Below are 14,998 nucleotides of genomic sequence, written 5' to 3'. Positions count from 1 at the left end.
CTTCAGGTTGGGCCGCCCTGATATCCAAAACTGCTACGACCCGATCCGGTATTTCCATACCCATCGCCCCGGAACTGCCGTGAGCCCTGACCACCATAATCAGGGCCACAGGCAGCAAGCGCCATAAGGGCAGCTAGCGCCAGACTGACTTTAAAGCGCATCATTTCATTCCTCTTTCCCGAACAACCATTCAGGAACATATCTGTTTTACGCCTCACGCCGTTCCGACATTGACCAGAAAAACCATATCCGTCGCCCGCGTCAGCGCCACATAGCAAAGCTGCTGCGTTTCAAGAGGATTTCCTCCTGACCTGCGCCGAATATCACCCAGATCAACAAAGACGTTCCTGAACGTACTGCCCTGAGACGTATGCACGGTCATGGCATAAATAGCCTGAAGGTTCAGCAGTGCACTCTGGAACGCAAACCGATGCTGCCATCGCTTACGCTCCTGCTTCGCTTCCTGAACCAGCCGACGCTCTACAGCCTGAAGTTGCCGCTCATCCTGAACCAGATGAGCCGTAATTTCTTCTCCAGCCATCGTCAGCACAGTCAGCTCCCAGGATGGAATATCCGTAGACCAGACCGCCACAGACCCGCAGGCTTCAAACCGGTACGACAGGCGAGACGCCTGAATATCCATCACCAGCACTTCTTCATTCGTCGCAATCTGCTGACGATTTTTATCTTCATTCTGCCGACTGAACGGTGCCCGCGCGACGGCGCGCTCCCCTGGCATGAACGGCATTTCGATATGGTCTCCATATCGCCACCGCCGAACCATCTGATTAACCTGATGCACCCGATGATTCGTCCAGCAAAGATACCGGAAACTATCGTTATCCGCGTCAAAAGCATCGGACGTAAACGCCTTGCGCAGCCAGCTTTCCACATCCTTCGGGATGAACAGGCCGGATGAGTCGCGGCGTGCGTCCTGCACCCAACTCCAGTCCACAGAGCCACCCTGGCTCTGGCGAATGACAGTCGCTGCCGCAAGAATGGGGTTGCCTGCCGCCTGTCGAACAACCGTCTCAAGATGCGATCTGGACGGAACAGAGAAGGAGGGAGACGCCTCTTCCCCCACCGGCGGAAGCTGCGCCGGATCGCCTACAAACAGGACAAAACAGTATTTCAGAAGATCCCGGATCCATCCCATGAGTTCCCGTGAAATCATGGAACATTCATCCACAATCACCACACCATCAGGAATGGTCTGTGGCCGCTTGGCCCTCACAAGCGTTGTCTGCCCACCTTGTGTCGAAGGCTGCAAACCCAGATGACTCTGGATAGTCCGGCATTCAACATCCTTGTCCACCTTGGCCCGCAAAACAGCGGTCGCCTTATGGGTTGGAGCAGTAATGACCGTCACGACTTTCAACCGCAGGAAATGCCGCGCCACTTCCTGCATCAATGTCGTTTTTCCGCTACCTGCATAACCAGTCAGCAAATGCGTTGGGCGCCCCTCAGCGTGCGCCTTGATGATTTCGTCGAGTGCAGTTTTCTGGGAAAGAGTAAGCGTCACCATACCTCACTCCTTCCCACACTCTGACCAGGCGCACCACCAGAACAATGGCCAAGACAGGCAGAAACATCTCCTGAGCACACGGCTTAAGAGAAGCGCCAGCTATATTATTTTTTGCATTTTGGAAGAGTTGGTGAACCGGCTGGGACTCGAACCCAGGACCATTCGATTAAAAGTCGAATGCTCTACCAACTGAGCTACCGGTTCATCCGAGCGGATGGCTACCCCACAATCCCCATGGAGGTCAACCTCCAGAGACAGGAAAACAACACTGACGAATTTTATAGTTATGTTATAACATATATAAATTCTGTCGTTTCAAAGCCTGAAAACAACATATGCCCGCAGAAACCCAACTCCGCACCAACCGACAGCCATTCAACGACCGCACTGTCCGAAACGAAATCTGGAAGCGTTTTGAGGGGGACGAATGGGAAGCCTTCGATCAGCTTCCGGCCTCAATTCGCAAACGCCTGAATGAACACGTCTACGACGCATGGTCCGTCAACGCCCTGATGCTTTGGAAACACTACAAGCGCATTTACGGTCGTACCCCGCGCGCTGAACGAGCATTAATTAAATATCTGGATTACTGCGAGCGCCTTGAGCGTCAGGCTTTCTCCGAGCGCTACACCGCCCAGTGTGGGACGCCTTATCCACACGATGCCGCCAAAGCGACTGTCCTCCGGACGCCGGAAGACAGGTACCAGCCTGCCTGAGCGTCAGGAACGCACAGACAGGCTAGTAAACCTCAGGCCTCGACGTAGGCCTTAACAATGGTGTCCGGATCCTTGACCATGCCTGACGAACCAGCGCCACGCTTGATCTGATCCACGTATTCCATGCCCTCAATAACCTTGCCAGCAATCGTGTACTGACCGTTCAGGGACGGAACATCCTGGAACATGATGAAAAACTGGCTGTTTGCAGAGTGCGGGGCCATCGTTCGGGCCATTCCCAGCGTACCACGCTCAAACTTCGCCTTATCCGTGAACTCAGCCTTCAGGTCTGGATAGTTACTGCCGCTCGTGCCAGTGCCGGTCGGATCGCCACCCTGTGCCATGAAGCCTTCGATGACACGATGGAACTTCACACCATCATAAAAACCTTCGCTTGCCAGAAGCTTCAGACGCTCCACAGCCAGCGGCGCCAGATCAGGGCGCAGCTCAATGACGACCTTGCCGTTCTTGAGTTCGAAAACAAGCTTGTTGCCGTCGGGTACTGCGGTCTCAGACATCTTGGAACCTTCCAGAAATCAATGAAGGTTCCTATGTCGCCCTTCGACCCAGTTTCGACAAGACGAGACTTGCAACATCTTCACTGACAAAGGAGGAAATATCGCCATCAAGCCGGGCAATTTCTTTCACGATCCGGCTGGCCGTCGTGCGATGCCCTTCAGAAGACAGCAGAAAAACCGTTTCAATTTCAGGGGCTAGACGACGCAACGCACCAGAAAGCTGACTCTCAAAGTCGAAATCCCCCCCAGAGCGAAGACCACGCACAACCGTTCCTGCGCCAGCCTTGCGCACTGCATCGACCAGCAGAGTATCAAACCCCAGAACTTCAATCCGGTTAGCATGAGGCAGTTTGGAGACCTCCTGCCGCATCATCTCCAGACGCTCTTCAAGCGTCAGAAGCGGATGCTTGCCCTCATTGACCGCCACACCAACCAGCAGGCGATCAAAAAGAGCAGACGCACGGTCAATAATATCCAGATGACCAAACGTCACCGGATCAAACGTGCCGGGATAAAACCCGACACGCGGATCAGTCTGCCCCTCAGGCATCAGGGGCTACGTCACCCTCAGAAGCCTCACCGTCTGTCGAAGTGCCTTCAGCAGGCGCTGCACCTTCCGGTGTAGCCACGACATCCCCTTCGATCAGGTCTCCCTCTTCCCCGTCATCTTCCACAACCGGAAAGACGCAGATGACAGTTTCACTGTCATTCAGACGGAACAGCGTCACGCCACTGGCCTGACGCGCCATGACACGCACCTGAGACACCGGCAGACGGATCAGACGGCCCGTATCCGTCACGAGCATGACATCCGTGCCATCCAGCGTCGGAAGCGTTCCAACCACTTCCTTGCCGCGACGATTAGCCGAGAAGGTCATGTTCGTGATGCCCTGACCGCCACGGCCCGACACACGATAATCATAGGCAGAAGAACGACGGCCAAACCCGCCATCCGTCACGGTCAGAAGAATTTCTTCCTGCTGTTCCAGTTCCTCGAAACGCTCCTGCGTCAGATCGCCAGCGATCTCTACAGTGTCTTCATCACCGGACACCACCTCTTCTTCGGCACCCTCGGCCAACGCAACATTCTCAGCACGGCGCTTCGCATTGGCCATCCGCAGATACGCAGCCCGCTCTTCAACGCTGGCATCCACATGGTTGAGGATACACAGTGAGATCACTGCATCCCCGTCCCCCAGACGAATACCGCGCACACCCGAACTGCCACGGCCGGCAAACACACGTAGCGTGTCATCCGTGATCTGGAAACGAATGCAACGTGCGTTCTTCGTTGCCAGGAACACATCCTGACCTTCACGACACGTCGCCACCCCGATAAGGGAATCGCCCTCATCCAGCTTCATCGCAATCAGACCTGACGCCCGGATATTCCGGAAATCATTCAGACGGTTACGACGAACATTACCGCTGGCCGTCGCAAAAGTGAGGTGCAGATCTTCCCACAGCTCCTCATCCTGCGGCAGCGGCAGAACTGCCGTAATGGCGTCCGAGCCCAGTTCCGGCAACAGGTTCACCAATGCACGGCCCTTGGATGTCGGAGATGCTTCCGGCAAGTGCCAAACCTTGGTGCGATACGCCTTACCGCCCGAAGAGAAGAATAGGACCCACTGATGGGTATGAGCATTGAAGCTGCGGATAATGACGTCATCACCACGACGGCCGGAAGCCGTACGACCACGGCCACCGCGGTTCTGTGAGCGGAACATCTCAAGCGGCGTCCGCTTGATAAAGCCGTCACGCGTGATGGTGACAACCATCTGACCCGGCTCGATCAGGCTTTCATCGGACTGGTCGCCCAGAGCATCGGAAATTTCCGACATCCGTGGGGTCGCAATTTCTGCCCGCGCCGCCAGAAGTTCATCGCGCATGACTTCCATGCGACGGATATGGCTACCGATGATCTCAAGCAGCTCACCAATCTTGGCAGCAACTTCGCTCAACTCGCCTTGGATCTTCTCACGTTCCAAACCGGTCAGGCGCTGCAGACGCAGTTCCAGAATACCACGGGCCTGAGCTTCCGTAAGGCGAACCTTGCCATCAAAGATGATATTGCCTTCGTCCTGGATCAGCTCCAGCAGAGGCACAACCTCGCTGGCATCCCACTCGCGCGCCATGAGAAGTTCGCGCGCCGTCGCCGCATCCGGGGCAGAACGGATCAGTGCGATGACTTCATCAATATTGGCAACAGCCAGCACAAGGCCAACCAGCAGATGCCCACGATCACGAACCTTGTTCAGATCGAAGCGGGCACGACGCAGAATGACGTCTTCGCGGAAACGAATGAACGCCTGCAGAACGTCCATCAGCCCCATCGTGCGCGGCTTGCCCTCATCGAGCGCCAGCATGTTGACACTGAAGGACGTCTGAAGCTGCGTGAAGCGATAGAGCTGGTTCAGCACAACTTCCGGTGTCGCATCGCGCTTCAGCTCGATGACAACGCGCATCCCCGAACGGTCACTCTCATCGCGTATATCGGAAATACCTTCGATTTCCTTGGCGCGAACGAGATCGGCAATCTTCTCCTGAAGCGTTGCCTTGTTCACCTGATACGGGATTTCCGTGATGATGATCGCCTGACGATCCTTACGGATCTCCTCGATCTCAGCACGGGCACGAACCGGTACAGACCCACGCCCCGTTTCGAACGCCTTGCGGATACCACTGCGGCCCATGATAATGCCGCCGGTCGGGAAATCTGGACCAGGGATGATCTGCATCAGATCATCCAGCTCAATCGCCGGATTGGCAATCATCGCCAGCGTGGCATCAATGACTTCGCCAGGGTTATGCGTCGGGATGTTCGTAGCCATGCCGACCGCGATACCCGAAGCGCCATTCACCAGAAGATTCGGGAACGTCGCTGGCAGAACCTTAGGTTCATGCTCGCTTTCGTCGTAGTTTGGCTGAAAATCAACCGTATCCCGCTCAATATCATCCAGCAGGAACGATGCAGACTTGGCCAGACGGGCTTCGGTGTAACGCATGGCGGCCGGGCTATCGCCATCGACCGAACCGAAGTTACCCTGCCCATCAATCAGCTTGACGCGCATCGACCAATGCTGCGCCATACGGACCATGGCATCGTAAATCGAGCTGTCACCGTGCGGATGGTATTTACCCATCACATCACCGACCGCACGAGCAGACTTGCGGTATGGCTTGTCAGACGTAAAGCCACTCTCGCGCATCGCATACAGGATGCGACGATGGACAGGTTTCAGACCATCACGCACATCCGGCAGGGCGCGCGAGACGATCACCGACATCGCATAGGCCAGATAGGAGGAGCGCATCTCCTCCTCGATCGTCACCGGAAGACGATCGGAAGGTACAATATCAGTCGGCTCGTTCAGCTCGGTCAAGACAGGTCCACCACGCTAAAATACAGTCCGCACAGCATAGCCCATGCGCCGCCCACATGCCACACCTACCCCATTACGGCCTGCTTGCCGTGAAAACGGTCACGTCCAGCAGGAAACTGCCGTCTTCTTCCAACCCCAGCCTTTCCTTGACCACGGCCGGTGCACCACGCTGAAGCGAACGGATCCCTTCCACACGTTCTACCGGCGTCTGCGTTCGCGCCACCCAGCTTTCAAAATCCATCCTCAGACGACCGCGCGTCAGGCCCTCCACCGAAAATCCGGACCGCCCCAGCGCGCTCACCCACTCCCAAATGGAATAATCCCGCACATGCGAAATATCCCGCATGAGTTCCAGCGCCTGAATCCAGCTATCGGAAACAGCATCTTCAGGTGCCGTCACATCAACAAATACAGCCAGACCGCCGGGCTTCAGAACCCGTCTGGCCTCACGCAGGCCTGCTTCGAAGTCATCCCAGTGATGAGCCGTAAAACGACAGAGCACCGCATCAAAGGCAGCGTCTTCAAACGGCAGGTTTTCCGCTGAAGCCTGCCGAACCTCAATATTGCTCAGCTCACGCCTGGATGCCTCATCCTGAACAGCCGTCAACATGCCCGGCGTAATGTCGCAGGCGACAATCTGTCCGACATGAGGCGCCACAGCATAACTTACATGACCGCCCCCGCACCCGAGATCCAGAACACGCCCAAAACCCCGTCCCTTTACCGCCTGAACAATGGCTTCCAGATCAGAACCCTGACTGTGGACCGCACTCTCCACATACGCCGAGGCGCGTGCCTCGTAGTGCCCTGCAGCGAATTGACCAGCCTGTTTCGTCATTGAATGCTCTCCTTCTGAAACCAGCATTCCAACACCTCAAACTTGGTATAAGATCCTAATTTATCGTGGTATAAATTGTACTATGCCAACAGATCGCCGCCAGACCCTTGGTCAGTTTCTTCGCACACAACGGGAAAAGCTCTCGCCATCACAGGCAGGACTTCTCGTTGTTCCTCACCGCAGGCGCACACCCGGACTGCGACGTGAAGAAGCCGCCCAACTCTGCGGCATCAGCACAACCTGGTACACATGGCTGGAACAGGGCCGCGACGTCACCTGCTCTCCGTCTACTCTGTCCCGCATCGCCACAGCTCTGAAAATGTCCGCCACAGAAAGGCGCTATCTTTTCACGTTGGCTGAACTCCGCGACCCGCAGCAGATCGCTTCTTCATCTGCAACACCAGACGCATTGCTGAGTCTGCCGGGACAAATCAAAAGCCCCGCTTATCTGCTTGACCCGCTATGGAATGTTCTGAGTGCCAACGATCCTGCCCGAGCACTGTTCACAGGATGGATGCACAGCCCAGAGTCCAACCAGCTCCGATACGTTTTTCTGAACCCTGAAGCCAGAGTCTTTCTGACGGACTGGCCTGACCGCTCAAGACGACTGCTCGCAGAATTCCGGGCCGACACAGCCCATCTTGCCAGAACCCCAGCGTTTCAGACCCTGACCTCTGCTCTTCAAGCTGAAAGCCAAGAGTTTCTCCATTTCTGGCAAGACCAGCGTGTTCTGCCCAGAGAAGGCGGCCAACGCAGCTTCCAGCATCCAGTCCGTGGGGTGTTGAACTATGAACAGATAACACTCACCCCCGCAGAACACGGAGGGTATAAACTTGTTATCCTGACGCCGAACGCAGTTGAGCAGAACAGCCCCTCATGAGCCCGATATTCACCATCCATCCTGCTGATTTTTCCAACCCGCAGACACGCGACCTTCTTGCCCTTCATCTTGCCGGGATGCATGACAACACCCCAGCCGGTCACGTCTTCGCTCTCGATTTATCCGGCCTTATGGCACCTGAAATCGAAGTCTGGACCGTCCATCAACTGGATCGCATAGCCGGAATCGGCGCGCTCAAACGCCTGAACGATCAGGAAGGAGAGCTCAAATCCATGCGCACGCATCCTGACTTTCTGAGACAGGGTGTGGCCAGCGCCCTTCTGGATCACCTTATTCACAGAGCCCGTTCTGTGGGCATGAAGACACTCAGCCTTGAAACAGGACGCGGAGCTTCCTTCGAACCTGCTCTGGCACTCTATCAAACCCGGGGCTTCCAACCGGGCGAAGCCTTCGGTGACTATCAGGCTTCGGAATTCAGCCATTTCTTCCATCTGACCCTCTGAACGCCCACGCCGGACATAAAAAAACCGGACTGACATTGCCAGCCCGGTTCCAAACGCATCCTTCAGAACGGGATTTCGTCATCCAGATCGTTATCCGGCGGCGCATCCCAGCCACCGCCACGGTTGCCCCCACCAGACGACCCGCCCGACGAGCCACCTGAACGGCCGCCATCATTACCGCCGCCGAAGCCACCACCCCGGTTGCCGCCACCAAAGCCGCCGCCGTTGCTGCTTCCACCGCCATAAGACGAGCCGCTTCCGTCGAAGCCACCCTCATCGCCGCCGCCACTGCGGTTGCTATCCAGCAACACCAGCTCACCGCGGAAACGATCAATCGTCACTTCTGTCGTGTAGCGCTCCTGCCCGGACTGGTCGGTCCATTTGCGGGTCCGCAATTCGCCTTCCAGATAGACCTTACGGCCCTTACGCAGGAACCGTTCTGCCACATCGCCCAGACGATCGTTGAAGATCACGACACGATGCCATTCGGTACGCTCCTTGCGCTCACCGCTTTGACGATCGTTCCATGTTTCGGACGTCGCAACCGTCAGATTGACGATTTTCGAGCCTGATTGCGTATTCCGGACTTCCGGGTCTTTGCCCAGATTCCCGACCAGAATCACCTTGTTGACGCTGCCTGCCATTCCGTACCAACCAATTTTCTTGAATTGTTCTTTTCATATAGGCCGTGAAAACCCATCTATAAAGTGATCTAGCACCGTTCAGGCGCGTTGCGAACACAATTGCCTTTTCTGTACATCCCGGGGTTTTCGTGAGCTTTCCAGACAATCATTCGATCCGTGTCCGTGGCGCACGCGCCCACAACCTTAAGAATATCGATGTCACAATTCCCCGTGACTCGCTCACGATCATCACGGGCCTGTCCGGCTCGGGAAAGTCTTCGCTCGCCTTCGATACAATCTATGCAGAAGGCCAGCGCCGTTATGTAGAGAGTCTTTCGGCCTATGCCCGCCAGTTCCTGGAACTGATGGGTAAGCCAGATGTAGACTCTATCGAGGGCCTCTCCCCCGCCATCTCGATCGAGCAGAAAACCACCTCCAAAAACCCCCGCTCGACCGTCGGCACCATCACGGAAATTCACGACTACATGCGTCTGCTCTGGGCGCGCGTGGGCATTCCCTATTCTCCCGCCACCGGCCTTCCTATCGAAGCACAGACCGTCAGTCAGATGGTGGACCGGGTCATGGCGCTCCCGGAGGGCATGCGCCTGATGCTCCTCGCTCCAGTCGTCCGTGACCGGAAAGGCGACTGCAAGCGCGAACTCGCAGAACTGTCCCGCAAGGGCTTCACCCGCGTCAAAATCGACGGTGAGCTTTACGAAATCGCCGAAGCCCCGGAACTGAACCGCAAGACCCGCCACAACGTGGAAGTGGTTATAGACCGGATCGTCGTCAAACCCGACCTCGAATCCCGTCTGGCAGACAGCTTCGAAACCGCCCTCGAACTTTCCGATGGCCTCGCTTACGCCGAAGAAGTCAAACGCGCTGACGACAAGGCCACTCCGGCCCACATCGTTTTCTCGTCCCGCTTCGCCTGCCCAGTTTCAGGCTTTACGATTGAAGAGATCGAGCCGCGTCTCTTCTCCTTCAACGCGCCAATGGGTGCGTGTCCGACCTGTGACGGTATCGGCACGGAAACGCATTTCGATGCCAACCTGATCGTCCCGGATGACAGCCTGACGTTAGCCGAAGGCGCCATTGCCCCATGGAAAGGCGCCAGCACGGACTGGTACGACCAAACCCTTGCCGCACTGGCCCGTCATTGCGGCGACACCATGAATGCACCATGGGGCGACCTGAAAACTGAAACACGCGACCTGATCCTCAACGGCTCCAGGGAAGCGATTGCCATTCCCTACCGCGATGGCAGCAAAGTCCACACTGTGACCAAGCCTTTCGAAGGCGTGCTGAAAAACCTGCGTCGCCGCATGGCCCAGACCGACAGCATGTGGGTGCGAGAAGAACTGTCGCGCTACCAGTCCGAGAAACCCTGTCACGTCTGCCATGGCGCACGCCTGAAACCGGAAGCCCTCTGCGTGAAGGTCAATGACCTGAACATCGCCGAAGCTTCGGACATGCAGATCCGCAAGGCGCTTGACTGGTTCTCTGGCGTCGAAGCAACCCTGACGCCCCAACGGGCCGAAATCGCCCGCCGCATCCTGCGTGAAATCACAGACCGCCTGCACTTCCTCGACGATGTGGGACTGGATTACCTCACGCTCTCCCGAGGATCAGCTACGCTGTCCGGCGGTGAAAGCCAGCGCATCCGTCTCGCCTCCCAGATCGGCTCCGGCCTGACCGGAGTCCTGTATGTGCTGGACGAGCCTTCTATCGGCCTGCACCAACGCGATAACGAGCGCCTTCTCGGTACGCTGGAGCGCCTCAAGCGCCTCGGGAACACCGTTATCGTCGTGGAACATGACGAAGACGCCATCCGGGCTGCCGACTATCTGATCGACATGGGTCCCGGTGCCGGTACACGCGGCGGAAACGTCATCGCCATCGGCTCTCCGGCAGAAGTCGCCAAGAACAAGGACAGTCTGACAGGCGCCTATCTCTCCGGTCGGAAGTTCATCCCCGTACCCGAGAACCGTCGCACCTCTGACAAGACCCTCACACTCGTCGGGGCCAAGGGAAACAACCTCAAAGACCTGACTGTCGATTTTCCGCTGGGTACCTTCATTGCCGTAACAGGCGTATCAGGCGGCGGAAAATCTACACTAGTTGTGGATACGCTCTATAAGGCCCTGTCCCGCCAGCTCATGAAATCAAGCCAGTCTCCGTTGCCCTATGACCGACTGGAAGGCGTGGACAATCTCGACAAGATCATCGAGATCGATCAGTCCCCTATCGGGCGTACACCGCGCTCCAACCCCGCCACCTATACGGACCTGTTTGCCCCCATCCGGGACTGGTTCGCTGAACTGCCGGAATCCAAAGCACGCGGCTACAAACCAGGCCGCTTCTCCTTCAACGTGAAGGGGGGCCGATGCGAAGCCTGTCAGGGCGATGGCGTCCTAAAAATCGAGATGCACTTCCTGCCAGACGTGTTCGTTACCTGCGACACCTGCAAGGGCGCGCGCTACAACCGTGAAACGCTGGAAGTGAAGTTCCGCGGAAACTCCATCGCAGATGTCCTGGCCATGACCGTGGACGAAGCCCTGCCCTTCTTCCATGCCGTACCGAAAATCCGTGACCGTCTCGCCATTCTTCAGCAGGTCGGCCTAGGTTACGTCGCCCTTGGCCAACAGGCGACCACGCTTTCAGGCGGTGAAGCCCAGCGCGTCAAGCTATCGAAGGAACTGGCCAAACGCGCCACAGGCCGCACGCTCTATATTCTGGATGAACCAACCACTGGTCTGCACACGGAAGACGTTCGCAAGCTGCTTGAAGTACTCCATGCGCTGGTCGATCAGGGCAACACTGTTCTGGTCATCGAACACAATCTGGAAGTCATTAAAACGGCAGACTGGCTGATCGACATCGGGCCAGAAGGCGGAGACGGTGGCGGCAGTATCGTTGCCGCTGGAACACCGGAAGATATCGCGGCCTGCAAGGCCAGTCACACCGGGCGTTTCCTCGCTCCCCTTCTTAACGCGCCGGGCGTTCGTCAGCGGAGGGAAACAACCGTGATTGGCACACCCCAAAACCTCATCGACACCTTGCCGCCCCGAAAAGCCAAAACCAAACCGGCATCCGAGAAGCCAACCCGCGGTCGTCCTAAAAAGATGAAAACTCCCGCCTGACGTAAGGCATTTCCGGCTCTTTTCAAAAGGAGAGAGCCGGAAATGCCCTCGTAAGCACCACCAGTAGTCCAGCCACCAAAGCAACAAGCCCATTAAAGAGGCCATGACAGAGCGCCGTGGTCCAGAACGCACTCACACCTTCTGAAGCCTCTGCCCGCCGGTAGCAGAGATAAAAACAGGTTCCACCGACCACGCCCGTACAAAGCGCGGTCAGAAAACTTCGATGAAAATAATCTCCGCCGTAATGAACCCATACAAAGGGCGCGACGCACGCAATCCACGCTAAACCATGCGCAAAAGCTTTCCCACCAAACAGTTTGTCTACAATCCAAATGGGAATCCAGAAGTTCAGAAAGGTCTCGAGAACAGGCGCCAGCAAAATGCCTGCCAGAAACAGAGCGACTGGATTAAGATGAGAGTCATGATCTTCGGGCTGCCAACCCGCCCAGATGATCAGCCCATGCAAAGGAAAAGAAATGCCGAGATTGATCACGGCATAGCGTAGTGCAATCCTGCCGCTTACCGGAAAGGGCGCCTTCCTGACTCCCTGCACACCCCCGTCCTGCATCAAAGGACTTGATCCGGAACATGGTCTTCATAGACGGACCAGTGTTTCGTCAGTTCATGCACGACAACACTTCCCACACGCCACGCCGCTTCGTAAGCTGGCAGCCCATCGCCGGAATACTCTTCCGACACTGTCTCATACGCCTTCCGACCCTTTGGCGGCAGCGTGTAGTTGGAAGCGGTCCGTAGAACCATGAGCCGCTGGAAATCTGCTTTCTTCATCCGGTCCAGACGAACCATGGCCGATGCAATCGCGGAGTCTTCCATATTACTCATGGCAAACACGCCCTGGGCGTTCGTGAACATCTTCACCCAGTCCCGCGCATACTGGTTCAGGTAATGACCATGCCAGTAGAGATCAGACGCAAAACTATCTCCCTGAATGACGGATGGCGCTTTCAACGCAGCTGGATATTTGGCCCATCCCTTGGAATAAGCCCGCATCTCCGGCGTATCCATAAGCTTAACCGCCCGCGTCTGCTCCCACGCCCAATGCGAAAGCCCTGCATTCAGCGAAAAGACAATCGGGTATCCGGCATCTGCACCATGCTTCTGATCCGACCCCTCAAGCGTTCCGGGTCGCACCGCACTCGCCGCATAAACCCCATAAGGCCAGTCTTTCGGCACTTCACGCATATCAATGGACTGGGCAACATCATTCACAACATACCGCGCCCACGCCGCCGACCCGACAGACATGACCTGCGGATCAGCCCCGGCAATACCAGCCACCAGCCAATAAGCTTTTGTCAGATCAAATCGCGGGTCAGTCCCCAGTGCCATGATGGACGGCCCGGCATTCACCAGCGTCATCCCCGTCACAATCGCGATTTCGGTATGCTCCAGATTGGTCAGGATGTCGTGTACACCACCCGGAAACGACACATGCTCCGTCAGATGCTCCCGCTCGGCCCAGAGCTGAAGCTCCCCTGGCTGATCGCCGGTGTCCGCACCCTTCTCGAAGGTCGTCACAACCACAACCCGGACAGGCCAGGGCTTCTGTGCAAATGCCACGGCCGGAAGCGCCATCATCCCGGCGCATACCAGTCCAGCCCAACGGAACATCTTTACCATCACACCGCCTCAGTCGCTTTCATTACGACCTCAGAAAAATCAACAGAAGCGTAGACAGGTCAAGTCGTTCAGCCGTCCTCTTCGCAACTCTGACGGTTTGTCATCTTCGTAATGGCATCAGGAGCCCAGATGCTCTTTTCCACGCTTGCGCGCCAGCATTTCCTGATGCTCGCGTGAAGCATAGCGCTGGCGTTGCTCTTCCGTACGCTCATTATGACAATGCGGGCAGGACACGCCCTGTACGAACAACGGAGACGCCTTGTCCTTTTCGCTGACAGGACGACGGCAAGCATGACAGACATCGTAACTGCCAATTTCCAGACCATGCTTCACCGAGACACGCTGGTCGAACACGAAGCATTCGCCTTCCCAAAGGCTTTCTTCTTCAGGAACGGTCTCCAGATACTTCAGAATACCGCCCTTAAGATGATAAACCTCCTCCAGCCCTTCGCCTTTTACAAAAGACGTAGACTTCTCACAGCGAATACCGCCCGTGCAGAACATGGCAATCTTCGGCACCTTGCCCTTTGCCTCAAGCTCTTTGCGACGGTTGCGGAACCACTCGGGAAACTCACGGAATGACCGTGTCTTGGGATCTTCTGCTCCCTTGAACGTCCCGATCGCCACCTCGTAGTCATTACGGGTGTCAATAACGATTGTCTCCGGATCGGAGATCAACGCATTCCATTCAGCGGGATCAAGATACTGCCCCACGTCCTTGCGAGGATCGATATTAGGCTGCCCCATGGTGACGATCTCTTTCTTGAGCCGCACCTTCATGCGCCGGAATGGCAGTTCCGGCGCCCGGGATTCCTTGATCTCCAGTTCCTCACAACCCGGCAGAGCGCGGATATGCTCCAGCACGCGCTCCATGCTTTCGTCAGTGCCCGCAATGGTGCCGTTAATGCCTTCCGGAGCCAGCAGAAGGATACCCTTGATCCCTTCCTGTTCGCACACCTGCTGCAAAGGCTCCCGCAGAGCGGCAACATCTTCGAACGGCGTAAAATTATAAAGCGCGACGATACGGATCGGCGGAAGGACATCAGACACAGGGGCGACCATCCAGCTCTGCGACCGCAGGCAGACCCACGATCAGGTGATAACACGCCCCGCCAATATCAGGCTCCCGCCTTCAATTCCAGAAAACTCCTGATGGTCTCGCTCAGGCAGGCGCTTCCATAAGCGGCAATCCCTTATCGTGGATGAGGCGTTTGAGCGTGTGGATGACCTGGGTTCCGGTGATCAGGCGGGTGCATTCGAACTGCCT

Annotated in this window: 14 protein-coding genes and 1 tRNA gene; 4 read left to right on the top strand and 11 right to left on the bottom strand. The window is 56.6% G+C overall.

Annotation, left to right across the window (positions count from 1 at the left end):
* Positions 1-2: 2 nt before the first annotated feature.
* The 3 genes from B7444_RS02595 to B7444_RS02585 form a co-directional block, all read right to left on the bottom strand.
* Positions 3-164, bottom strand: coding sequence for a hypothetical protein (locus tag B7444_RS02595; RefSeq protein WP_224777879.1), 162 nt, complete (start codon positions 162-164; stop codon positions 3-5).
* Positions 165-214: 50 nt separating this feature from the next.
* Positions 215-1,525 carry an ATP-dependent DNA helicase gene (locus B7444_RS02590; RefSeq protein WP_007281789.1) on the bottom strand — a complete coding sequence of 437 codons (1,311 nt, stop codon included), beginning with the start codon at positions 1,523-1,525 and terminating at the stop codon, positions 215-217.
* A gap of 128 nt (positions 1,526-1,653) precedes the next feature.
* Positions 1,654-1,729: transfer RNA gene (locus B7444_RS02585), tRNA-Lys, on the bottom strand.
* A gap of 131 nt (positions 1,730-1,860) precedes the next feature.
* Here B7444_RS02585 and B7444_RS02580 point away from each other — a divergent pair.
* Positions 1,861-2,241, top strand: a complete 381-nt coding sequence (locus B7444_RS02580) for a DUF6525 family protein (RefSeq protein ID WP_007281790.1) — start codon at positions 1,861-1,863, stop codon at positions 2,239-2,241.
* A gap of 32 nt (positions 2,242-2,273) precedes the next feature.
* Here the strand turns inward: B7444_RS02580 and B7444_RS02575 are convergent, their stop codons facing one another.
* The 4 genes from B7444_RS02575 to B7444_RS02560 form a co-directional block, all read right to left on the bottom strand.
* Entirely contained in the window at positions 2,274-2,759 is a 486-nt protein-coding gene (locus B7444_RS02575) for a peptidylprolyl isomerase (protein ID WP_007281791.1), read from the bottom strand.
* Positions 2,760-2,790: 31 nt separating this feature from the next.
* Positions 2,791-3,309: a pantetheine-phosphate adenylyltransferase gene (gene coaD / locus B7444_RS02570; RefSeq protein ID WP_007281792.1), complete on the bottom strand. Its 519-nt coding sequence runs from the start codon at positions 3,307-3,309 to the stop codon at positions 2,791-2,793.
* Positions 3,302-6,073, bottom strand: a complete 2,772-nt coding sequence (gyrA, locus tag B7444_RS02565; RefSeq protein WP_371859454.1) for a DNA gyrase subunit A — start codon at positions 6,071-6,073, stop codon at positions 3,302-3,304. The genes coaD and gyrA overlap by 8 nt, the downstream gene beginning before the upstream one ends.
* Before the next feature lie 142 nt (positions 6,074-6,215).
* The gene (locus B7444_RS02560; RefSeq protein ID WP_035729425.1) at positions 6,216-6,980 is read right to left on the bottom strand and encodes a class I SAM-dependent methyltransferase; all 765 of its coding nucleotides are present in this window, start codon (positions 6,978-6,980) and stop codon (positions 6,216-6,218) included.
* An 82-nt stretch (positions 6,981-7,062) separates the two neighbouring features.
* Between B7444_RS02560 and B7444_RS02555 the strand changes: the two genes are divergently transcribed.
* The gene (locus B7444_RS02555) at positions 7,063-7,860 is read left to right on the top strand and encodes a helix-turn-helix transcriptional regulator (protein ID WP_007281795.1); all 798 of its coding nucleotides are present in this window, start codon (positions 7,063-7,065) and stop codon (positions 7,858-7,860) included.
* Positions 7,857-8,324 carry a GNAT family N-acetyltransferase gene (locus tag B7444_RS02550; RefSeq protein ID WP_007281796.1) on the top strand — a complete coding sequence of 156 codons (468 nt, stop codon included), beginning with the start codon at positions 7,857-7,859 and terminating at the stop codon, positions 8,322-8,324. Before B7444_RS02555 ends, B7444_RS02550 begins: the two co-directional genes overlap by 4 nt.
* 62 nt (positions 8,325-8,386) lie before the next feature.
* On the opposite strand, the gene ssb is transcribed toward B7444_RS02550, so the two are convergent.
* A complete protein-coding gene (ssb, locus tag B7444_RS02545; RefSeq protein ID WP_007281797.1) occupies positions 8,387-8,968 on the bottom strand; it encodes a single-stranded DNA-binding protein in 582 nt (193 codons plus the stop codon).
* A 128-nt stretch (positions 8,969-9,096) separates the two neighbouring features.
* Between ssb and uvrA the strand changes: the two genes are divergently transcribed.
* On the top strand, positions 9,097-12,090 hold the full coding sequence (gene uvrA, locus B7444_RS02540) for an excinuclease ABC subunit UvrA (RefSeq protein ID WP_007281798.1): 2,994 nt from the start codon (positions 9,097-9,099) through the stop codon (positions 12,088-12,090).
* Between the two features lie 22 nt (positions 12,091-12,112).
* On the opposite strand, the gene B7444_RS02535 is transcribed toward uvrA, so the two are convergent.
* The 3 genes from B7444_RS02535 to trhO all read right to left on the bottom strand — a co-directional run bounded on the left by B7444_RS02535 (position 12,113) and on the right by trhO (position 14,793).
* On the bottom strand, positions 12,113-12,643 hold the full coding sequence (locus B7444_RS02535; RefSeq protein ID WP_231502822.1) for a hypothetical protein: 531 nt from the start codon (positions 12,641-12,643) through the stop codon (positions 12,113-12,115).
* Between the two features lie 14 nt (positions 12,644-12,657).
* Entirely contained in the window at positions 12,658-13,731 is a 1,074-nt protein-coding gene (locus B7444_RS02530) for a purine nucleoside permease (protein WP_048842934.1), read from the bottom strand.
* A gap of 117 nt (positions 13,732-13,848) precedes the next feature.
* Entirely contained in the window at positions 13,849-14,793 is a 945-nt protein-coding gene (gene trhO, locus B7444_RS02525; RefSeq protein ID WP_007281801.1) for an oxygen-dependent tRNA uridine(34) hydroxylase TrhO, read from the bottom strand.
* Between the last annotated feature and the right edge of the window lie 205 nt (positions 14,794-14,998).

The organism is Gluconobacter thailandicus F149-1 = NBRC 100600 (assembly GCF_000964465.1).
GTDB classification, from domain to species: Bacteria; Pseudomonadota; Alphaproteobacteria; order Acetobacterales; family Acetobacteraceae; genus Gluconobacter; species Gluconobacter thailandicus.
The sequence above is the reverse complement of the archived record's forward strand: the minus strand, read 5'-3'. Positions and strand labels throughout refer to the sequence as shown.